Raw genomic sequence first — 20,540 nt, 5'->3', positions numbered from 1 at the left:
GCAAGGGGAAGCCGGGCCTCGGTACACCGTTCAGCCGGAGCGGCAGCGATCAGTGGGAGTGACCGTGCCCGTGCCCGTGGCCCGCGTCGCCCTCGTCCTCCGCCGGCTTCTCGACGACCAGCGTCTCGGTCGTCAGCAGCAGCGAGGCGATCGACGCGGCGTTCTCCAGCGCGGAGCGCGTGACCTTGACCGGGTCGATGACGCCGGCCTTGACCAGGTCGCCGTACTCGCCGGTCGCGGCGTTGAAGCCGAAGCCCTTGTCCAGCTCGGCGACCTTGGAGGTGATGACGTAACCCTCCAGGCCGGCGTTCTCGGCGATCCAGCGCAGCGGCTCGACGGCGGCGCGGCGGACGACGGCGACACCGGTGGCCTCGTCGCCCTCCTTGCCGAGGTTGCCCTCGAGCACCTTGACGGCGTGGACCAGGGAAGAGCCACCACCGGAGACGATGCCCTCCTCGACCGCGGCGCGGGTCGCGGAGATGGCGTCCTCCAGACGGTGCTTCTTCTCCTTCAGCTCCACCTCGGTGGCGGCGCCGACCTTGATGACGCACACGCCGCCGGCCAGCTTCGCGAGGCGCTCCTGGAGCTTCTCGCGGTCCCAGTCGGAGTCCGTGGACTCGATCTCGGCCTTGATCTGGGCGACGCGGCCCTCGACGTCGGCCTTGTTGCCGCCGCCGTCGACGATCGTGGTGTCGTCCTTGGTGATGGTGACGCGGCGGGCGGTGCCGAGCACGTCCAGGCCGACCTGGTCGAGCTTGAGGCCGACCTCTTCGGCGATGACGGTGGCACCGGTGAGGGTGGCCATGTCGCCGAGCATCGCCTTGCGGCGGTCGCCGAAGCCGGGGGCCTTCACCGCGACGGCGTTGAAGGTGCCGCGGATCTTGTTCACGACCAGGGTCGACAGGGCCTCGCCCTCGACGTCCTCGGCGATGATCAGCAGCGGCTTCGAGGAGTTGGCCTGGATGACCTTCTCGAGCAGCGGCAGGAGGTCCTGGATGGAGGAGATCTTGCCCTGGTGGATCAGGATGTACGGGTCGTCGAGGACGGCCTCCATACGCTCCTGGTCGGAGACCATGTACGGCGAGAGGTAGCCCTTGTCGAAGGCCATGCCCTCGGTGAAGTCCAGCTCGAGCCCGAAGGTGTTGGACTCCTCGACGGTGATGACACCGTCCTTGCCGACCTTGTCCATCGCCTCGGCGATGAGCTCGCCGACCTGCGGGTCCTGGGCGGACAGACCGGCGACGGCCGCGATGTCGGCCTTGTCGTCGATCGGGCGGGCGGTGGCGAGCAGCTCCTCGGAGACGGCCTTGACGGCGGCGTCGATGCCCTTCTTCAGGGCGGCCGGGGAGGCGCCGGCGGCGACGTTGCGCAGGCCTTCCTTGACGAGGGCCTGGGCGAGCACGGTGGCGGTGGTGGTGCCGTCACCCGCGATGTCGTTGGTCTTGGTCGCCACCTCCTTCACCAGCTGGGCGCCGAGGTTCTCGTACGGGTCCTCGACCTCGACCTCACGGGCGATGGTGACGCCGTCGTTGGTGATGGTGGGGGCGCCGAACTTCTTGTCGATGACGACGTTGCGGCCGCGGGGGCCGATCGTCACCTTGACCGTGTCGGCAAGCTTGTTGACGCCGCGCTCAAGGGCGCGACGGGCGTCCTCGTCGAACTTCAGGATCTTCGCCATGGGAGCGATTCAGCCCTCTCGAAAACTCGGGTGAACGAACCGCGCCCCTCGCCGCCCGGCAATCAGCGGGGTGACCAGGGGCGCAGCTCAAAAGCAATGCTTCTGCTTCGGGTGAACTACTTCTCGACGATCGCGAGCACGTCGCGAGCCGAGAGGACGAGGTACTCCTCGCCGTTGTACTTCACCTCGGTGCCGCCGTACTTGCTGTACAGCACGATGTCGCCGGTCTTCACGTCGAGCGGCAGGCGCTCGCCGTTCTCGAAGCGGCCCGGGCCCACGGCCAGGACGACGCCCTCCTGGGGCTTCTCCTTGGCGGTGTCCGGAATGACCAGGCCGGAGGCCGTGGTCTGCTCGGCATCGAGCGGCTGGACCACGATGCGGTCCTCAAGCGGCTTGATGGCAACCTTGGAGCTGGTGGTCGTCACGATCCGGTCTCCCCCTTCGGAGATCTCACGGGGTCAAGTCTGAGGTGTGGCGACCAGGTCGATCCGTCGTCGCGGGTGCCGGACCTGCCCGTCGCTGTTGGCACTCTCCAACGGGGAGTGCCAGAAGCGAGACTAGGACGGCGATTAGCACTCGGTCAAGCGGAGTGCCAACGGGGCGGCGTCGGGCCTCACGGGGGCGGGGCGCCCCGCGGCCGGGCGGGCGCAGGCGTGGCCTTGTCCGGACAACGACCGAGGCGGGGGCGGGGTTCCTTCGTGGGCGCCGGCGTGGCGTGTCCGCAGGCGGGCGGGACGGGCGTGTCCGAGCCCGGCTTGCGCGAGGGCAGCTTCTCCGCGGCCTTGCGGCCCAGCCGCTCGATCGGCTCCACCGAGTCCGCGCAGGACGTCAGCGGCGCGGGCGCGAGTACTCCGCACAGCAGGGCCCCCGCGAGGAGGCGGCGGCGTGCCCGCACCCGCCGGGTCACAGGTAGTCCTCCAGCCTGGCCACCGCGTAGCCCTTGTCGGTGACCGTCTTCATGACCCGGCGGACCATGTCGGGCATGGTGCCCTTCCAGTCCTCGCGGCCCCGGAAGTGGGTGAGGATGATGTCGCCGGGGTGCAGGTCCCGGTCCCACTCGCGGTAGTCCATGCGATGCGCGAAGGCCTCCGCGTTCCACAGCGGCACCGCCTTGATGCCGCAGGACTTGGCGGCGCGCAGCGTGTCCCGGTTGTAGTTGCCGTAGGGCGGCCGGAAGAGTTCGGGCCGCTTGCCGTAGCGCTTCTCGATGACCTTCTGCATGCCGCAGATCTCGCGGCGCTGGCGCTCGTACGACAGTTTGGGCATGTAGGGGTGGTTGAGGGTGTGGTTGTTCAGGACGACGCCGCGGTCCTGCATCTTCCGGAAGTAGCCGTAGTCCTCCTTGACCAGGTAGTCGCTGAGGAAGGCGGTGTAGGGGATCTTCAGGTCGCTCATCATCCGCAGCAGCGCCCGGTCCTTCTCGGCGCCGTCGTCGATGGTCAGGAAGACGACCTTCTTCTTCGTCGGGATCGTCGTGAAGACCGGCGGCAGCTTCGCCTGGCCCCTGACCTCGAAGCCCTTGCGGGTGGTCAGCCGCGGCTTCTTCGCGGGCGGCGCGGGCGCGGGCAGCGGCGTCCTGGCGAGGCCCCAGCGCTTGGCGGCGGCGGCCCGCGCGGCCTGGGCGGCGCCGAGCTGGCGGGCGTAGGAGTCGAGGGCCCGGGCGGGCGGGGCCTGGAGCGGCTGCTGGCCATGGGCGGGCTCCACGCCGTCGGAACCGCCCTCGGAGACGCAGCCCGAGGCGATCGCCGCGACGGTCAGGACGGCCACCACGGCCCGCGTCTGATTCTTCCGTCTTACAGCGGATTCTTCGTTTTGTCGTACGAGTTGCATGGCGCCGAATCTTCGCAGCCCACCGCCGGGCCCCGGGGCCGACACCGCCGCCCGCCGCACACCATCCACCGACTGGCCCACAATGGGGCAGGTGAACGCCCCGAACACGCCGAGCCGCCCCGCCGCCGACCACGTCACCGGCGACGCCGGCCCCGCTGATCCCGGTCCCGCTGATCCCGGCCCCGGTGACCCCCTCGCCGCCTTCGCCGCCCTGCGCACCGGCACGGGCCAGGCCCTGCTCGACGAGGTGCGGGACGTCGAACCCGCGGGGGAACTCGCCGCCGCCACCCGGCTGCGCCGCTCCTATCCGGCGCCGCTGGTCTCCGCCGCCCTCGCCCAGGCGCGGCTGCGCACGCGGGCCGCCGCCAAGTTCGGCGCGAAGGACGCGGCCCGGATGTTCTTCACGCCGAACGGCGTCGAGCAGTCCACCCGGGCCTCCGTGGCCGCGCACCGGGCCGCGCGCTTCAAGGACCTCGGGGTGCGTTCCCTCGCGGACCTGTGCTGCGGCATCGGCGGCGACGCGATCGCCCTGGCGCGGGCCGGGATCTCCGTACTCGCCGTCGACCGTGACCCGTTGACCTGCGCGGCCGCCCGCGCCAACGCGGAGGCGCTCGGCCTCGCCGACCTGATCGAGGTGCGTGAGGCCGATGTCACCGACGTGGACACCTCGGCGTACGACGCGGTGTTCGTGGACCCGGCGCGCCGCTCCGCCAAGCGGGGCCGCATCTTCGACCCGGAGTCCTACTCCCCGCCGCTGTCCTGGGCGGTCGAGGCGGCCCGCGCGGCCCCGCGCGCCGCGCTGAAGATCGCCCCCGGCATCCCGCACGAGGCGGTCCCCGCCGAGGCCGAGGCCGAGTGGATCTCGGACGGCGGCGACGTGAAGGAGGCCGTGCTGTGGTTCGGCACGGGCTCCCCCGCCTCGCACCGCGCCACGCTCCTGCCCGGCGGCGCCTCCCTGCACAGCCCGCTCGCCACGATGCTGCCCGACCCCGGGGTGCGCCCCGTGGGGCGGTACCTGTACGAGCCGGACGGCGCCGTCATCCGCGCGCACCTGGTCGCCGAGGTCGCGGCCCGGGTCGGCGGTGGACTGATCGACGAGACCATCGCGTACGTGACCTCCGACGACCTGCACGCGACGCCGTACGCCACCGCGTACGAGATCACCGATCAGCTGCCCTTCGGCGTGAAGAAGCTGAAGGCGCTGCTGCGGGAGCGGGAGGTCGGGGTCCTGACGGTGAAGAAGCGCGGCTCGGCGGTGGAGCCGGAGGAGCTGCGCCGGAAGGTGAAGCCGCAGGGCAAGAACGCGGCGACGGTGTTCCTCACGCGCGTGGCGGGGGCCCCGGCGATGCTGATCGGGCACCCGGTGGCTTGAGATGGGCAGGGTCAGCCCCGCCTGCGCTTGAGGAGCGGGGTCCGGGGCGGGGCTTCGACGCGGGAGCCGCCGGCGCGGGCAGCCGGGTTCGGGGCGGGGCCCCTGGGCGGCGGTACGGGCGATGACGGGCGGCGGCCGTGCACCAGCGCCGTCGCCAGCGCGGCCGCCACGAGGAGCCCTGCGGAGACCGCGAAGGCCGCCGCGTGCCCTGCGGCGAGAGAGGCCCGGTCCGTGCCCGTGCCCGTGGCGTTCGCCGCGACCGTGACCAGGACGGCCAGGCCGAGTGAGCCGCCGAGCTGGCGTGAGCTGTTGAGCAGCCCGGAGGCCATGCCGGTCTCCTCGGGCGCCACACCGCTGGTCGCCGCCGTGCCCAGCGGGACGAAGCACAGGCCGATGCCGACGCTCGCGACCAGGGAGGGCCCGAGGATGGAGCCCAGGAACGTGCCGCCCGCCTCGACCGCCAGCGCGAACCACCCGAATCCGGCCGCCCCCAGCAGCCCGCCCGCCACCAGCAACGCCCGCTCACCGGCCCTGCCGATCAGCCGGGTCGCGACCGTCGACCCGGCCACGACGCCCGCGCAGAACGGCAGGAAGGCCGCACCGGCCGCCGTCGCCCCGTACCCCATCACGTCCTGGAGGTAGAGCGAGGTGAAGTAGAAGGCGGCGAACTGTCCCGAAGACATCAGCAGCGAGAAGACGTTCGCCGAGAGCACGGGCCGGTGGGCGGTCCCCAGCAGGCCGAGCCGTAGCAGTGGTTCCCGCTTGCGGGCCTCGACGGCGACGAAGGCCCCGAGCAGCACGGCCGCGACGCCGAGCGTGCCCAGCGTGGTGCCGGAGCCCCAGGCGTACGTCTCCGTGCGCACGAGACCGAGGACGAGCACCGCCGTCCCGGCCGTGACGAGCAGCGCGCCGGAGACGTCGAGGCGGGGCGCGGGCCCGGTGCGGCGGTCGACGGGCACCGCGCGGCGCGAGGCGAGGAGGGCGGCGGCCACCACGGGGACGTTGACGAGCATCACCGAGCGCCAGCCCACCCAGTCGGTGAGCAGCCCGCCCGCCATGATCCCGACCGCGCCGCCGAGCGCACCCGAGACCCCCCACAGACCGAGCGCCCGTGAACGCGCGGGCCCCGCCGCGTAGTTGACGGTGATCAGCGTGAGCGCGACGGGGGCGAGCGCGGCCGCGCCCGCGCCCTGCACCGCGCGCGCCGCCACGAGCTGCCCCGGCGTCAGGGCGAGCCCGCCCGCCAGGCCGGCCGCGCCGAAGACGGCGAAGCCCCACAGGAGGGTGCGCCGCCGTCCGGCGAGGTCGGCGAGGCGCCCGCCGAGCATGAGCAGGCCGCCGAAGGCGAGGGCGTAGGCGTTGACGACCCAGAGGAGCGAGTCGGGGGTGAAGCCGAGGTCGTCGCCCATGTCGGGCAGGGCGATGTTGACGACGGACATGTCGAGGGAGACGAGGAACTGCACGGTGAGCAGCACCGGCAGCAACCGTCCTTGCGGGGCACGCGAGTTCACCTTGTTCACCATGCGCGGCACATTACTATACGCGTATAGAAATTCCGCAAGGGCTGAGCACGCGGGCAAGGCACGACAATGGGCGGGTGGCAGCAGAGAAAGACCCAGGGACAGCCGGAGAGGCAATCGGCGAGACAGCCGGAGAGCCGGTCGGGGAGCCGAAGAAGCGCCGCGCGGGGCGCCCCCGCCGGCTCGAACCGGAGACGATCGTCGCGACCGCCCGCCGCATCCTTCAGGAGGAGGGCGTGGCGGCCCTGAGCATGCGCCGGGTCGCCAAGGAGGTCGGCACGACACCGATGGCCCTGTACCACCACGTGCGCGACAAGGACGACCTCCTGATGCTCACGCTCTCCGGTACCGCCGCCACGGTCCCCCGCCCCGAGCTGCCGTCCGACCCCCGCGAGCGCCTCCTCGCCGTCACCCTGCACATGCACGGCACGCTGGCGCGGATGCCCTGGGTGGTGGAGGTGCTCAGCCTCGGCGACCTCACCGACAAGGGCGCCCTGTGGATGGTCGAGGAGATCGTCGGCGCCGGCGTCGCGTGCGGCCTCACCCCGGCCGAGGCGGTCCGCGCGTACCGGACCCTGTGGCACTGCGTCTACGGCGACCTGGTGTTCCGCCGCGCGATGGAGCGCCGCGCCGAGGACCCGGACCGCAAGCGCTACTTCCCCGGCATGCTCACGGACGCGGACGCGGCCGAACTCCCCCACCTCGTGGCGCTCGCGGACCAGTGGAGCGAGCTGACCGAGGACTACGACGTGAGCGGCCAGCTGAGCGCGGTGATCGACGGGCTGCTGGGCCGGGCGGGGCGGGCGGACGGAACCGGGCGGGAGCGGGCCGACTGAGCCGTCTGCCAGGCTCGCCGCCATGCCCTTCGACCACAACGACCACTACCACCCGCTGCTCCTGCGGCACCTGCCGCCGCACGGCCGCACCGCCCTCGACGTCGGCTGCGGCACCGGCCGCTTCGCCCGCGCTCTCGCGGCGCGCGGCTACGAGGTCGACGCGCTCGACCCCTCCCCGGAGGTCATCGCCGAGGCCGAGGCGGCCGGCGGCGGCCCCCGCTACCGACGGGCGGACGTGACCGCGCAGGACCTCCCCGAGAGCCGCTACGACGTGATCACCTGCCTGGCGAGCCTGCACCACATGCCGTTCGCCACCGTCACACGGCTGCGCGCGGCGCTCGCCCCCGGCGGCACGCTGCTCGTCCTCGGCTGCCACTCGGGGACGACGTGGTGGGACCTCGCGGCGGTGCCCGCCAACGCCGTGGCGCGGCTGGCGGTGCACACGGGCGAACGCCTGCGCGGCAGGTCCACGCCACCGCTCAAGGCCCCGGTACGGCAGCCGGACATGGCGCTCCCCGAGATCCGCGCCGAGGCGGCCCGCCTCCTGCCCGGCAGCAGCGTGCGGCAGCTGCTGTTCTGGCGCTACCTGCTGACGTACCGCAACGCCTGAGTCTCAGCCCGCGTCGACCGACTCGAACCGCCAGCGGTGCACCGCGCGCGTCACCAACTCCGGCGCCGGGTCGGGCAGTTCCGGCAACTCGGCGTCGTACGCGGCGTCCCACCAGGTGATGACGAGGACCCGGTCCCCCGGCGCGCGGAAATACTCCCGGCGCAGTGGCGCGGCAGCGAACCGCTGTTCGCGCGCCCACGCGAGCAGCTCCCCGCCCCGCCCCTCGGCGGCCCGGGCCTCCCACATCAGCGCGACGGTCACGAGTAGAGGTTCTCCTTGCTGACCTCGTGCACGTGGTCGTGGTCGTGCGTGTGGCCGTGCCCGTGACCGTGGCCCGGCACGTGCGGCTCCGTCACCGGCAGCGACGAGTCCGCCGACAGGTCCCAGGACGACGCCGAGCGGTTGCGCGCCACCATCTCCGCGCCGAGGGCGGCGACCATCGCGCCGTTGTCCGTGCACAGCTTCGGGCGCGGCACGCGCAGCCGGATTCCGGCCTTCTCGCACCGCTCCTCGGCGAGCGCGCGCAGCCGCGAGTTGGCGGCCACGCCACCGCCGATCATCAGGTGGTCGACGCCCTCGTCCTTGCAGGCCCGCACGGCCTTGCGGGTCAGCACGTCGACGACGGCCTCCTGGAAGGACGCCGACACGTCCCGCACCGGCACGTCCTCGCCCGCGGCCCGCTTCGCCTCGATCCAGCGGGCGACGGACGTCTTGAGGCCGGAGAAGGAGAAGTCGTACGCGGGGTCGCGCGGCCCGGTGAGCCCGCGCGGGAAGGCGATCGCCTCCGGGTCGCCCTCGCGCGCGTACCGGTCGATGACGGGGCCGCCCGGGAAGCCGAGGTTCAGCACCCGCGCGATCTTGTCGAAGGCCTCGCCCGCCGCGTCGTCGATGGTCGAGCCGAGCGGCCGCACGTCCGAGGTGATGTCGGTGGAGAGCAGCAGCGAGGAGTGGCCGCCGGAGACCAGGAGCGCCATGGTCGGCTCGGGCAGCGGCCCGTGCTCCAGCTGGTCCACACAGATGTGCGAGGCGAGGTGGTTCACGCCGTACAGCGGCTTGTCGAGCGCGTACGCGTACGCCTTGGCCGCCGAGACGCCGACGAGCAGCGCGCCCGCGAGGCCGGGCCCGGCGGTCACCGCGATGCCGTCGAGGTCCTTCGCGCTCACCCCGGCTTCCTTCAGGGCGCGGTCGATGGTCGGCACCATCGCCTCCAGGTGTGCGCGGGAGGCGACCTCGGGGACGACACCGCCGAAGCGGGCGTGCTCGTCGACGCTGGAGGCGACGGCGTCGGCGAGCAGGGTGGTGCCGCGGACGATGCCGACGCCGGTTTCGTCGCAGGAGGTCTCGATGCCGAGGACGAGGGGTTCGTCGCGCGAGTCAGCCATGAATCTCGGTTCCTTGTACGCCAGATACGGGGGTGGAGGGATCGGTGCGACGCATGACCAGGGCGTCCACGTTGCCGGGTTGGTAGTAGCCGCGCCGGAAGCCGATGGGCTCGAAGCCGAAGCGCTCGTACAGCTTCTGCGCGCGGGTGTTGTCGACCCGCACCTCCAGCATGACCTCGGCGCACTCGAAGGCGGTGGCGGCCTGGAGCAGGTCGGTGAGGAGCCGGGCGCCGAGCCCGGTGCCCCAGTGGTCGCGGGCGACGGCGATGGTCTGGACGTCCGCGAGGTCGCCCGAGGCGGCGAGGCCCGCGTACCCGACGAGGCGGTCGCCGGCCATGGCCACCACGTAGCGGCGGCTGGCCAGCGGCCCGCGCGCGTGAGCGAGTTCGGACCAGAACATGCCGCGCGACCAGGCGTCGTCGGGGAAGAGTTCCTTCTCCAGGGTGAACACCGCGTCGATGTCCCACCAGCGCATCTCGCGCAGCTCGACGGCCGCGTTCGCTCCGGTCACTTGGGGGTGACCACCTTGTAGTTCTTCGGCACCTGGGCGTCGGGGCGGCGCAGGTACAGCGGCCTCGGCTCCAGGAGTTCCTCGCCCGCGGCGAGCCGCTCGGCGGCGAGGGAGGCGAGGGCGGCCGCCGAGACGTGCTCGGGGGCGCGGGCGTCCGGGAAGACCTCGGGGTAGAGCAGCGCGCCCGCGCCGACTGCGGGCAAGCCCGCGACCTCGGCGGCGATCTCCGCGGGCCGGTCGACGGCGGCGTCGGTCACGCGCGTGCGCGGGTCGTCGTAACGCGCCCAGTAGACCTCCTTGCGCCGGGCGTCGGTGGCGACCACGAACGGGCCGGTCTCGATGCCGGAGGCGTACGCGAGGCCGTCCAGCGTGCACACGCCGTGCACGGGGACGCCGAGCGCGAGGCCGAACGTCTCGGCGGTCATCAGGCCGACACGCAGTCCGGTGTAGGGGCCGGGGCCCACCCCGGCGACGACGGCGGTGACGGCGTCGAGTCTCAGCCCCGCGTCGGCGAGGACACGGTCGACGGCCGGGAGCAGCAGCTCTCCGTGCCGACGGGCGTCCACCTGGCTCGACTGGGCCACGACGGAGGAGCCGTCGTGGAGGGCGACGGTGACGGCGGGCGTTGCGGTATCAAGAGCGAGCAAGAGCACGCGAACAGCCTACGGCTCCGGGGCCCGCCGCACGGCCGCCCCGGGATGGGCGGTGTCTCCTGCTACCTTCAGTTCATAGCCGTCGCAGTACGAAAAGGTGGGTGGCGCAAGGTGTCAAGGAGCAGCTCGGGATTTGTGGCCGGGCTGACCGCCGCCGCGGTCGCCGCGATCGGCTTCCTCGCCTATCAGGCCTCGGCCAGCGTGCCGGAGGACCTGGGCAAGCGCCCCGAGAAGTCGCCCGGCGCCTCCGCCCCGCGCAGTCCCGAGGAGAAGGCGGACCCCACGGCGGTGCCGGCGCGGTCCGGCGTCGGTGAGCGGGTCGTGTACTCCCTGGCCGAGGACCGCGTGTGGCTGGTGGAGGCCTCGGGCAAGCCGCGGATCACCTTCAAGGTGACGCCGGGCTCGGTCGACCCGGCCCCCGGTGCGTACGTGGTGACCTCCCGCTCCGGCTCCGTCACCGGTACGGACGGCGTGCCGATCGAGCACGTCGTGCGGTTCACGAGCGTCGACGGCATCGCGATCGGGTTCAGCGCCGCGGTCGACAACTCCACGCCGAAGCCGGACCCGTCGAAGAAGACCGGCGGCATCCGCGAGTCGCGCGCGCACGGCAACGCCATGTGGGAGTTCGCGACGATCAGCAAGAAGGTCGTCGTCGTTCCCTAGGTGCCTCAGGCCGGTGCCCGGCGGGTGCCGGGCCCCTCGGCGGCGTGGAGACGGCGGTCGCGGCGGCGCACGACGCCAGCAGGTCACTCATCGACAGGTGCGGGCGCGCGGGGCCGGACACGGCCAGAGGTCCCGGCAGCCCGTACGGCTGCGGCTGTGCGTCACGTTCTGAAGCCGACATGGATGCCTCCTGGGCTCCCGGGGGCAGACGTGGTTAGGTAAACCTAACCAAGACCGGTCTCCATGTGACCACGCGCGACGCACGCAGCGCAACATCTTGCCGACGAGTTGTCGGAACCTTCGGGTGAACGTACCAAGCCCGGGCCGGGCCTAGGCCGCGAGCGACGCCAGGTCCGCGTCGGCCCACCGCTCGCCGAGCCCGGTCAGCGTGACCTCACGCACCTCGTCCGTCGTGTCCCCGACGGCCCGGTGGATGACGACGTGCAGCCGGTCGTCCGTCAGCTCCTCGACCTTGCCCTCGCCCCACTCCACGACGACGACCGACTCGGGGAGCGAGACGTCGAGGTCCAGGTCCTCCATCTCGTCGAGCCCGCCACCCAGGCGGTACGCGTCGACGTGCACCAGCGCGGGACCCGCGCCGAGCGGCGGGTGGACGCGGGCGATGACGAAGGTCGGCGAGGTGACGGCGCCGCGCACGCCGAGCCCCTCGCCGAGGCCGCGGGTCAGCGTCGTCTTGCCGGCGCCCAGCTCGCCGTTGAGCATGACGAGGTCGCCGGGGCGCAGGAGTTTGGCCAGGCGGCGGCCCAACTCGCCCATTTGTTCGGGGGAGTTGACGGTGATCTTGAGTACGTTGGCGGGGGCCTGGTGGTGCGGTGCTTCCATACCGCCCACGTTAGCCGCTGGAGGACTCCGCGTCGGCTGCCGCCCGGCCACCGGCGCCCGCCCTGGAGAGCAGGTCGGCGAGGCGGTCCGTGACCACGTCGGGGTGCTCCAGCATGACCAGGTGCCCGGCGTCCGGGACCAGGACCAGCTCGGCGTCCGGCAGCAGCGCGGCGATCGCCTCGCTGTGCTCGCTCGGCGTGACCAGGTCCTTCTCGCCGGCGAGGACCAGCACCGGCAGCCCCGCGAAGTGCGCGAGGGCCGCCGCCTTGTCGTGCTCGGCGAAGGCCGGGTAGAACTCCGCGACGACGTCGATCGGCGTCGACTCGATCATCCGCTCCGCGAACCGCGCGATGGCCGGGTCGACGTCCTTGCGCGAGAACGAGTACCGCTTGATGACCCCGGCGAAGAGGTCGGCGGTGGCCTGCCGCCCGCGCTCCACCAGCTCGGCCTGCGAGCCCAGCGCCCGCAGCACGCCGGGCAGCACCCGCCGCACCGCGTTCATCCCCGCCACCGGCAGCCCGAAATTCACCTGACCGAGCTGCCCCGACGACGTACCCACGAGGGCGACGCCCACCACGCGCTCGCGGATCAGCTCCGGGAACTGCTCGGCCAGGGCCATCGTCGTCATGCCGCCCATGGAGTGCCCGACGAGGACGAGCGGCCCCTTGGGCGCGGCCGCGTCGATGACGGCCTTCAGGTCGCGCCCCAGCTGGTCGATGGAGACCGGCACGTCGCGCTGCGCCTGCTCGACGCCCCGGCCGGAGCGGGCGTGGCTGCGCTGGTCCCAGTAGACCGCGCGGACCGCGCCGCGCAGGGCGGCCCGCTGGAAGTGCCAGGAGTCCTGGTTCAGGCAGTAGCCGTGGCTGAAGACGACGGTGACCGCGCCGTCCGGGGCGCCCTCGACCTCTTCGATCTCGTAGGCGAGCTCCGTGCCGTCGTCCGCGTACGCCGTGCCGGGCATGCCGCGCAGCGAGCCGTAGGGCCCCGCCGCGTCCAGGGCGAGGCGGGCCTTCTTGCGCATGCCCCGGCCGACGGTGAGCCGCTCGATGGCGACGCCCGCGGCCGCGCCCGCGGCGATGACCCCCAGCGCCGCGCCGGCCACCCCGGCCCGGCGCCAGCTCCCCGCCGCGGCGGCGGCCTCCGTCACGACTTCCGTCACCGCTTCCGCCGCGGCAGCCCCCGTGCTGCTCTCGCTCACGTGCCGCTCCTCGTCAGTGGTCGGACTGTTCGTTCACATCTCTCCGGTGCCGGGCCGCTCATTCACGTACACGCGCGGGACACGCGATCCGATGCGGGTGACGATCTCGTACGCGATGGTGCCCGCCGCCTGCGCCCAGTCCTCGGCGGTCGGCTCCCCGCGGTCGCCCGGCCCGAACAGCACGGCCTCGGCGCCCACTTCGGGCTCGTCCCCGCCGAGGTCCACCACGAACTGGTCCATCGCCACGCGGCCCGCGGCCGTCCGCAGCTTGCCGCCGACGAGCACCGGGGCCGTGCCGGAGGCGTGGCGCGGGATGCCGTCGCCGTACCCGGCGGGGATGAGGCCGAGGGTCGTCTCCCCCGGGGTGACGTAGTGATGTCCGTAGCTGACGCCGTGACCCGCGGGGGCGTGCTTCACGTGGGCGAGCGAGGCGGTGAGCGTCATGACGGGCCGCAGCCCGAAGTCCTCGGGGGCGCCCACCTCGGGGCTCGGCGAGACGCCGTACACCGCGATGCCCGGCCGTACGAGGTCGAAGTGGGCCTCCGGAAGCGTCAGCGTCGCCGGGGAGTTGGCGATGTGCCGCACCTCGGGGCGTATCCCCTGGTCCTCGGCGTACGTGACCATCTCGCGGAAGACGGTGAGCTGGGCGGCGATCGAGGGGTGCCCCGGCTCGTCGGCGCACGCGAAGTGCGACCAGAGCCCGGTGACCTTGACCAGCCCCTCGGCCTCGGCGCGCAGGGACTCGGCGATCAGCTCGGGCCAGTCGGCGGGCATGCAGCCGTTGCGCCCGAGGCCGGTGTCGGCCTTGAGCTGGATACGCGCGGTGCGCCCCGCCGCGCGGGCCGCCGCCGTCACCTCGCGCAGCGCCCACAGCGCGCTCACCGCCATGTCGAGACCGGCCTCGACACCCTCGCGCCAAGGGCCGCCCGGCGTCCACAGCCAGCACATGATCCGCCCCGGCAGACCCGCGGCACGCAGGGCGAGGGCCTCCTCCGGGGTGGCGGCACCGAGCCAGGTGGCCCCCGCCTCGACAGCGGCCCTGGCGCAGGGCACCGCTCCATGGCCGTACCCGTCGGCCTTCACCACGGCCATGAGCGCGGCGCCCGACGCGTGGGCACGCAGCGCGCGCACGTTGGCACGCAGGGCGGCGAGGTCGATCTCGGCGCGGACACGGAAAGGGGCTGTCTCGTTCATCGCGGACCAGTGTCTCAGAGCGCACGGACAGCCCCACCCGCGTGCCCGACTGCCGCTCGGCTCAACCGCCCCGCCGCACATCCCGCCAAGCGGCAGGGACCGCATCGGCCACATCCTGCGCGGCCACGGGTGCCCCGTCCGCGGCATGCCGGGCGGCGAGGCCGTGCAGGTACGCGCCGACGGACCCCGCGTCCCGCGCGCCGAGGCCCGCCGCGAGCAGGGAGCCCGCGAGACCGGACAGCACGTCGCCGCTGCCGGCCGTGGCGAGCCAGGGCGTGCCGGTGGCGTTGACGCGCACGGCGCCCTCGGCCGTGCCGACCAGGGTGGTGGAGCCCTTCAGCAGCACGGTCGCGCCGAACCGCCCCGCCAGCTCCCGCACCGCCGAGAGCCGGGCCGCCTCCACCTCCTCCCGGGCGACACCGAGAAGGGCGGCGGCCTCCCCCGCGTGCGGGGTGAGCAGCGTGGGCGCGCGGCGCTCCCGTACCGCCCGCTCCGCCACCAGCCGCAGCCCGTCGGCGTCGATCAGCACCGGCACCTCCGCGCCGACCACGTCCCGCAGCCGCTCCTCGTCGTCCCCGAGGCCGGGCCCCACGACCCAGGCCTGCACCCGCCCCGCCTTCGACGGCGGCCCGGCGGAGACCAGCGCCTCGGGGAACCGCGCGATGACGGCGTCCGCGGCGGGCCCCACGTACCGCACGGCGCCCGCGCCCCCGCGCAGCGCCCCGGCCACGCAGAGCACGGCGGCCCCGGGATACCGCGCGGACCCGGCGACGACACCGACGACCCCGCGCCGGTACTTGTCGCTCTCCCCGCCCGGCAGCGGCAGCATCCCCGCGACATCGACGTACTGAAGGGCCTCCAACGCCCGCTCCCGCTCCGCCAGTTCCAGACCGAGGCCGACGAGCCGCACGGCGCCCGCGTACTCCCGCCCGGGATCGATCAGCAGCCCCGGCTTGTACGCCCCGAACGTCACCGTCACATCGGCCCGCACCGCCTCGCCGCGCACCTCGCCGGTGTCCGCGTCGACGCCGCTCGGCAGGTCCACGGCGACGACCAACGCGTCCCGCGCGGCGGCGACGAGCCCGGCCGCCCGCTCCCGGAGCCCGCCCCGCCCCCCGATGCCCACGATGCCGTCCACGACCAGCCGGGCCCGGCCGACCACGTCCTCCGCCCGGTCGGCAGCACCGTCCACGACCACACCCCCGGCGGCCCGCAGCGCGGCGAGCCCTCCGGCATGGGTCCGCTCCGGAGCCAGCAGCACCGCGCTGACGCCCGCGCCCCGCCGGGCGAGCCGGGCCCCGGCGTACAGGGTGTCGCCGCCGTTGTCCCCGCTGCCCACCAGCAGCGCGACCCGGGAGCCGTACACCTTGCCGAGCAGCTGCGCGCACTCGGCGGCAAGCCCCGCCGCGGCCCGCTGCATCAAGGCCCCGGCGGGCCCCCGCGCCATGAGCTCAAGCTCCGCCGCCCTGACAGTCTCCACACCGTACGCATCACGCATGCCCGTGAGTGTCCCCCACCAGCGGGACGCGAACCCGACGAAATGCCGCACCCGCGAGCGCGCCGGAGGGGACACGGGGGTATGTGCGCGCGGAGCACAGTGGTGGTCATGAGGGCCCCGAAGCATCGAGACGCCCACACCAAGATGGCGAGCACGGACTAACCCCGGGGCCCCGCCCCAAAAACCAACCTCAGGCGCCCGCACCCCCACAGCCCGCACCCACACCCCGGACCCGCGAGCGCACCCGGCACCCACACCCGCACCCGCCCTACCCCTCAGCGATCACCACCGCAGAAGCAACCCCCGCATCATGGCTGAGCGACACATGCCACGCCCGAACCCCCAACTCCGCAGCCCGAGCCGCCACAGTCCCCCGCACCCGGACCCGAGGCTGCCCACTCCCCTCCACATACACCTCCGCATCGGTCCACCGAAGCCCCCCCGGCGCCCCCAACGCCTTCGCCAGGGCCTCCTTCGCCGCGAACCGCGCCGCCAGTGAGGCCACCCCCCGCCGCTCCCCGCTCCGCAGCAGCAACTCGCTCTCCAAGAACAGCCGTTCGGCCATCCCCGGCGTCCGCGCCAACGCCGCCCCGAACCGCTCGATCTCGGCCACGTCGATGCCGACCCCGATAATCACCGGCTCACTCACCCCAGAAATCGCCCGAAAATACCGGGTCAGCGTGACACACCCCACCACACACGCCACCCCATGGCCGTTCAAACAGCCGTAACAATGGACTGTGATCTCTTCGGTCTCCGCGCCAGACAAGGCGCCGCGGAGCGCCCACCGGCACAAGCCGGAGGCGACTCCCTACCTCGACCTCACCCGCGCCGAGTGGAGCGCTCTGCGGGAGAAGACGCCCCTGCCCCTGACGGCGGAGGAGGTGGAGAAGCTGCGCGGCCTCGGGGACGTCATCGACCTGGACGAGGTCCGCGACATCTACCTGCCGCTCTCCCGCCTGCTGAACCTCTACGTAGGAGCGACGGACGGCCTGCGCGGCGCCCTCAACACCTTCCTGGGCGAGAAGAGATCCCAGTCCGGCACCCCCTTCGTCATAGGGGTCGCCGGCTCCGTGGCCGTCGGCAAGTCGACCGTCGCCCGCCTCCTCCAGGCCCTCCTCTCCCGCTGGCCGGAACACCCCCGCGTGGAGCTGGTCACGACCGACGGCTTCCTGCTGCCCACCAAGGAGCTGGAAGCCCGCGGCCTGATGTCCCGCAAGGGCTTCCCCGAGTCGTACGACCGCCGCGCCCTGACCCGTTTCGTGGCGGACATCAAGGCGGGGAAGAAGGAGGTGACGGCGCCGGTCTACTCCCACCTGATCTACGACATCGTGCCGGGCCGGCGCCTGACCGTCCGCCGCCCCGACATCCTCATCGTCGAGGGCCTGAACGTCCTGCAGCCCGCCCTGCCCGGCAAGGACGGCCGCACCCGCGTGGGCCTCGCGGACTACTTCGACTTCAGCGTGTACGTCGACGCCCGCACCGAGGACATCGAGCGCTGGTACCTGAACCGCTTCAAGAAGCTGCGCGACACGGCGTTCCAGGACCCGTCCTCGTACTTCCGCAAGTACACGCAGGTGTCGGAGGAGAAGGCCCTGGACTACGCCCGCACGACCTGGCGCACGATCAACAAGCCGAACCTGCTGGAGAACGTGGCGCCCACCCGGGGCCGCGCCGCCCTGGTGGTCCGCAAGGGCCCGGACCACAAGGTGCAGCGCCTGAGCCTGCGCAAACTCTGAGGCGCCGCCCCCTCCCCCACCCGACTACCCTGCGCACATGCTCCACCTACGCCTGATCTCCCCCGCGGACAAGACCGACGACGTGCTGCGCCTGATCGAGGGGACGACGGGTACCACGCACCTGGCCGTGGTGCCCGGCGCCGCCCGCAACCCCACGGGCGACGTCATCATGTGCGACGTCGCGCGCGAGGCGGGCGACGAGCTGATCGGCGGCCTGCGCGCGCTGGACCTCGACAAGTGCGGCTCGATCGCGGTGGAGAACATCGATCTCTCCCTCTCCGACCGCGCCGACCAGGCGGAACACGACGCTCCGGGCGAGGCGGCGGACGCGGTCCTGTGGGAGCAGCTCTCCGACGCGACGCACGAGGAGTCGACGCTCTCGGTCACGTACGTCGCGTTCATCACGCTCGCCACGATGATCGCGGCCTGCGGTGTCGTGCTCGACAACGCGATCCTGATCGTGGGCGCGATGGCGGTCGGCCCGGAGTTCGGCCCGCTCGCCGGCTTCTGCACGGCCCTGGTGCGGCGCGCGCCCCGGCTGGCCCTGCGCTCACTGATCGCGCTGCTGGTGGGCTTCCTGGTGGCGATGGCGGTGACGGTCGGGTTCAGCTACTTCATGGACGCCACGGAGCTGTTCAGCGACGAGGCCCTGCGGGCGGAGCGGCCGAACACGAACTTCATCTACAACCCCGACTGGTTCTCGTTCGTCGTCGCGGTCCTCGCGGGCGCGGCGGGCACGCTCTCCCTGACCTCGGCGAAGTCCGGCGCCCTGGTGGGCGTGGCGATCTCCGTGACGACGGTCCCGGCGGCGGCGAACGCCGCGGTCGCCTTCAGCTACAGCGAGTACAAGCAGGCGTGGGGCTCCACCGAACAGCTCCTGCTGAACCTGCTCGGCATCGTCCTCGCCGGCACGCTCACGCTGCTGGCCCAGAAGGCTCTCTGGGCCACGCAGCGCGACCGTACCGCCAAGCCGCGGCGCGCCTAGCCCAGCGCGGACTTCACCGAGTCCGCCAGCCGCTCGGCCACGGACCGCGCCTGCTCGATGTCGGCGGCCTCGACCATGACCCGCACCAGCGGCTCGGTCCCGGAGGGCCGCAGCAGCACCCGCCCCGTGGAGCCCAGCTCGCGCTCGGCGTCGGCGACGGCGGTGGCCAGGTCGGCGGAGGTCTTGACGCGCGACTTGTCGACGTCGGGGACGTTGATGAGGACCTGCGGCAGCCGCTCCATGACGCCCGCGAGGTCGGCCAGCGTACGCCCGGTCTCGGCGACCCGCGCCGCGAGCAGCAGCCCGGTCAGCGTGCCGTCACCGGTGGTCGCGTGGTCGAGGACGATGACGTGCCCGGACTGCTCGCCGCCGAGGGCGAAGCCGTGCTCCTTCATCGACTCCAGGACGTACCGGTCGCCGACGGCGGTCTGCACCAGGGAGAGGCCCTGGGCCTCCATGGCGAGTTTGAAGCCGAGGTTCGACATGACGGTGGCGACAACGGTGTCGTGACGCAGCGTGCCGTGCTCGCGCATGGCGAGGGCAAGGACGGCGAGGATCTGGTCGCCGTCGACCTCCGCGCCGGTGTGGTCCACGGCCAGGCAGCGGTCCGCGTCCCCGTCGTGCGCGATGCCGAGGTCGGCGCCGTGCTCGACGACGGCGGCCTTGAGCAGGTCCAGGTGGGTGGAGCCGCAGCCGTCGTTGATGTTCAGGCCGTCGGGCTGGGCGCCGATGGTGATGATCTCGGCACCGGCGCGCGTGAACGCCTCGGGCGAGACACGGGCGGCGGCGCCGTGCGCCTCGTCGAGGACGATCTTCAGTCCGTCGAGGCGGTTGGGGAGGACACCGAGCAGATGCGCGATGTACTGGTCGAGCCCCTGGTCGTACGACTTCACGCGGCCGACGCCCGCGCCCGTGGGCCGCTGCCACGGGGCGGCGGTGCGGTGCACGAACTGCTCGTCGTACTCGGCCTCGATGCGGTCCTCCAGCTCGTCGGCGAGTTTGTGGCCGCCGCGCGCGAAGAACTTGATGCCGTTGTCGGGCATGGCGTTGTGACTGGCGGAGAGCATCACGCCGAGGTCGGCGCCCAGCGCACCGGTGAGATGGGCCACCGCGGGGGTGGGCAGCACACCGACGCGCAGGACGTCCACGCCCGCGCTCGCCAGACCGGCGACCACCGCGGCTTCCAGGAACTCCCCGGACGCGCGCGGGTCCCGCCCGACCACCGCCACCGGGCGATGGCCTTCAAAGGTGCCCACCTCGGCCAGTACGTGCGCCGCCGCCACGGAGAGTCCGAGCGCCAGCTCGGCCGTCAGATCCGCGTTGGCGACACCACGCACGCCGTCCGTGCCGAAGAGTCGTCCCACTGCTGTCCTCCGAACGTTCGTTCTTGATAGACGAACGCCCCGGCGAGCACAGGATGTGCCGCCGGGGCGAACGAAAAGTACAAGCAGGCCAAGCAGGCAGCGATTAGCGCTTGCTGTACTGCGGGGCCTTGCGGGCCTTCTTGAGACCGGCCTTCTTGCGCTCGACCGCACGGTCGTCGCGCTTGAGGAAGCCGGCCTTCTTGAGGGCGCCGCGGTTGTTCTCGACGTCGGCCTCGTTCAGGGCGCGGGCGACACCGAGACGGAGCGCACCGGCCTGGCCGGAGACGCCGCCACCCGCGATGCGGGCGATGACGTCGTAGCGGTCGTCGAGCTCGAGCACCTTGAAGGGCTCGTTGACTTCCTGCTGGTGGACCTTGTTCGGGAAGTAGTCCTCGAGCGTACGCCCGTTGATCTTCCACTTGCCGGTGCCCGGGACGATCCGGACGCGGGCGATGGCGTTCTTGCGACGGCCCAGGCCGGCGGCCGGCTGCGGGTCGCCGAAGCGCGCGGGGTTCGACTCCGAGGTGTACTCGCCCTCAAGGGGGGCCTCGGACTCGGTGGTGTACTGCTCGACGTCAGCGATCTCGGTCTCTTCGACCGGCTGCTCAACGGTGGTCTCGGCCACGATTCTCCTCAGATTTCTTTACGTCTTTGGGGGTGGCCG

The 20,540-nt window shown here is 72.8% G+C and carries 22 protein-coding genes; 6 read left to right on the top strand and 16 right to left on the bottom strand.

Annotated features, from left to right (window positions below; translation table 11 throughout):
* Positions 1-49: 49 nt before the first annotated feature.
* The 4 genes from groL to J2N69_RS22275 all read right to left on the bottom strand — a co-directional run bounded on the left by groL (position 50) and on the right by J2N69_RS22275 (position 3,508).
* Positions 50-1,678, bottom strand: coding sequence for a chaperonin GroEL (gene groL / locus J2N69_RS22290; protein ID WP_230902312.1), 1,629 nt, complete (start codon positions 1,676-1,678; stop codon positions 50-52).
* Between the two features lie 116 nt (positions 1,679-1,794).
* The gene (gene groES, locus J2N69_RS22285) at positions 1,795-2,103 is read right to left on the bottom strand and encodes a co-chaperone GroES (protein ID WP_017239619.1); all 309 of its coding nucleotides are present in this window, start codon (positions 2,101-2,103) and stop codon (positions 1,795-1,797) included.
* Between the two features lie 188 nt (positions 2,104-2,291).
* The gene (locus tag J2N69_RS22280; protein ID WP_230902311.1) at positions 2,292-2,585 is read right to left on the bottom strand and encodes a hypothetical protein; all 294 of its coding nucleotides are present in this window, start codon (positions 2,583-2,585) and stop codon (positions 2,292-2,294) included.
* The gene (locus J2N69_RS22275; protein ID WP_230902310.1) at positions 2,582-3,508 is read right to left on the bottom strand and encodes a polysaccharide deacetylase family protein; all 927 of its coding nucleotides are present in this window, start codon (positions 3,506-3,508) and stop codon (positions 2,582-2,584) included. The genes J2N69_RS22280 and J2N69_RS22275 overlap by 4 nt, the downstream gene beginning before the upstream one ends.
* 82 nt (positions 3,509-3,590) lie before the next feature.
* Between J2N69_RS22275 and J2N69_RS22270 the strand changes: the two genes are divergently transcribed.
* Positions 3,591-4,880 (top strand): class I SAM-dependent methyltransferase, encoded by a 1,290-nt coding sequence (locus J2N69_RS22270; RefSeq protein WP_230902309.1) that lies wholly within the window; start codon positions 3,591-3,593, stop codon positions 4,878-4,880.
* Between the two features lie 11 nt (positions 4,881-4,891).
* On the opposite strand, the gene J2N69_RS22265 is transcribed toward J2N69_RS22270, so the two are convergent.
* Positions 4,892-6,403 carry an MFS transporter gene (locus tag J2N69_RS22265; RefSeq protein ID WP_230902308.1) on the bottom strand — a complete coding sequence of 504 codons (1,512 nt, stop codon included), beginning with the start codon at positions 6,401-6,403 and terminating at the stop codon, positions 4,892-4,894.
* A gap of 74 nt (positions 6,404-6,477) precedes the next feature.
* Between J2N69_RS22265 and J2N69_RS22260 the strand changes: the two genes are divergently transcribed.
* Together J2N69_RS22260 and J2N69_RS22255 are read left to right on the top strand one after the other, a co-directional pair.
* Entirely contained in the window at positions 6,478-7,236 is a 759-nt protein-coding gene (locus tag J2N69_RS22260) for a TetR/AcrR family transcriptional regulator (RefSeq protein ID WP_408056771.1), read from the top strand.
* Positions 7,237-7,258: 22 nt separating this feature from the next.
* Entirely contained in the window at positions 7,259-7,846 is a 588-nt protein-coding gene (locus tag J2N69_RS22255; protein ID WP_230902307.1) for a class I SAM-dependent methyltransferase, read from the top strand.
* Positions 7,847-7,849: 3 nt separating this feature from the next.
* Here the strand turns inward: J2N69_RS22255 and J2N69_RS22250 are convergent, their stop codons facing one another.
* The 4 genes from J2N69_RS22250 to tsaB are packed head-to-tail and all read right to left on the bottom strand — an operon-like array spanning position 7,850 to position 10,392.
* A complete protein-coding gene (locus J2N69_RS22250; RefSeq protein ID WP_230902306.1) occupies positions 7,850-8,107 on the bottom strand; it encodes a hypothetical protein in 258 nt (85 codons plus the stop codon).
* Positions 8,104-9,228, bottom strand: coding sequence for a tRNA (adenosine(37)-N6)-threonylcarbamoyltransferase complex transferase subunit TsaD (tsaD, locus tag J2N69_RS22245; RefSeq protein WP_230902305.1), 1,125 nt, complete (start codon positions 9,226-9,228; stop codon positions 8,104-8,106). The genes J2N69_RS22250 and tsaD overlap by 4 nt, the downstream gene beginning before the upstream one ends.
* Positions 9,221-9,703, bottom strand: coding sequence for a ribosomal protein S18-alanine N-acetyltransferase (gene rimI, locus J2N69_RS22240; RefSeq protein ID WP_230904816.1), 483 nt, complete (start codon positions 9,701-9,703; stop codon positions 9,221-9,223). The genes tsaD and rimI overlap by 8 nt, the downstream gene beginning before the upstream one ends.
* A 32-nt stretch (positions 9,704-9,735) precedes the next feature.
* On the bottom strand, positions 9,736-10,392 hold the full coding sequence (tsaB, locus tag J2N69_RS22235; protein ID WP_230902304.1) for a tRNA (adenosine(37)-N6)-threonylcarbamoyltransferase complex dimerization subunit type 1 TsaB: 657 nt from the start codon (positions 10,390-10,392) through the stop codon (positions 9,736-9,738).
* Between the two features lie 111 nt (positions 10,393-10,503).
* Between tsaB and J2N69_RS22230 the strand changes: the two genes are divergently transcribed.
* Positions 10,504-11,055 carry a hypothetical protein gene (locus J2N69_RS22230; protein WP_230902303.1) on the top strand — a complete coding sequence of 184 codons (552 nt, stop codon included), beginning with the start codon at positions 10,504-10,506 and terminating at the stop codon, positions 11,053-11,055.
* Positions 11,056-11,385: 330 nt separating this feature from the next.
* On the opposite strand, the gene tsaE is transcribed toward J2N69_RS22230, so the two are convergent.
* From tsaE to J2N69_RS22200, 5 genes are all read right to left on the bottom strand, one after another.
* A complete protein-coding gene (gene tsaE / locus J2N69_RS22220; protein WP_127912345.1) occupies positions 11,386-11,898 on the bottom strand; it encodes a tRNA (adenosine(37)-N6)-threonylcarbamoyltransferase complex ATPase subunit type 1 TsaE in 513 nt (170 codons plus the stop codon).
* A 10-nt stretch (positions 11,899-11,908) separates the two neighbouring features.
* Positions 11,909-13,096 carry an alpha/beta fold hydrolase gene (locus tag J2N69_RS22215; RefSeq protein WP_230902301.1) on the bottom strand — a complete coding sequence of 396 codons (1,188 nt, stop codon included), beginning with the start codon at positions 13,094-13,096 and terminating at the stop codon, positions 11,909-11,911.
* A 33-nt stretch (positions 13,097-13,129) separates the two neighbouring features.
* Positions 13,130-14,290 carry an alanine racemase gene (gene alr, locus J2N69_RS22210; protein ID WP_230902300.1) on the bottom strand — a complete coding sequence of 387 codons (1,161 nt, stop codon included), beginning with the start codon at positions 14,288-14,290 and terminating at the stop codon, positions 13,130-13,132.
* Between the two features lie 61 nt (positions 14,291-14,351).
* Positions 14,352-15,788, bottom strand: coding sequence for an NAD(P)H-hydrate dehydratase (locus tag J2N69_RS22205; protein WP_230902299.1), 1,437 nt, complete (start codon positions 15,786-15,788; stop codon positions 14,352-14,354).
* Positions 15,789-16,056: 268 nt separating this feature from the next.
* Positions 16,057-16,425 (bottom strand): holo-ACP synthase, encoded by a 369-nt coding sequence (locus J2N69_RS22200; RefSeq protein WP_175613705.1) that lies wholly within the window; start codon positions 16,423-16,425, stop codon positions 16,057-16,059.
* Between the two features lie 103 nt (positions 16,426-16,528).
* On the opposite strand from J2N69_RS22200, the gene coaA reads away from it, so the two are divergent.
* Entirely contained in the window at positions 16,529-17,527 is a 999-nt protein-coding gene (coaA, locus tag J2N69_RS22195) for a type I pantothenate kinase (RefSeq protein WP_230902298.1), read from the top strand.
* Positions 17,528-17,564: 37 nt separating this feature from the next.
* The gene (locus J2N69_RS22190) at positions 17,565-18,512 is read left to right on the top strand and encodes a DUF389 domain-containing protein (protein WP_230902297.1); all 948 of its coding nucleotides are present in this window, start codon (positions 17,565-17,567) and stop codon (positions 18,510-18,512) included.
* On the opposite strand, the gene glmM is transcribed toward J2N69_RS22190, so the two are convergent.
* Together glmM and rpsI are read right to left on the bottom strand one after the other, a co-directional pair.
* Entirely contained in the window at positions 18,509-19,876 is a 1,368-nt protein-coding gene (glmM, locus tag J2N69_RS22185) for a phosphoglucosamine mutase (RefSeq protein WP_127912750.1), read from the bottom strand. The genes J2N69_RS22190 and glmM overlap by 4 nt on opposite strands.
* 103 nt (positions 19,877-19,979) lie before the next feature.
* Complete coding sequence (rpsI, locus tag J2N69_RS22180; RefSeq protein WP_127912749.1) at positions 19,980-20,501, bottom strand: 30S ribosomal protein S9; 522 nt, start codon at positions 20,499-20,501, stop codon at positions 19,980-19,982.
* Positions 20,502-20,540: the final 39 nt, after the last annotated feature.

The sequence above is a fragment of the Streptomyces huasconensis genome, assembly GCF_021028635.1.
In the GTDB taxonomy this organism is placed as follows: Bacteria; Actinomycetota; Actinomycetes; order Streptomycetales; family Streptomycetaceae; genus Streptomyces; species Streptomyces huasconensis.
Note: the sequence above shows the minus strand (reverse complement) of the source record. Positions and strands in the feature narration are given on the sequence as shown.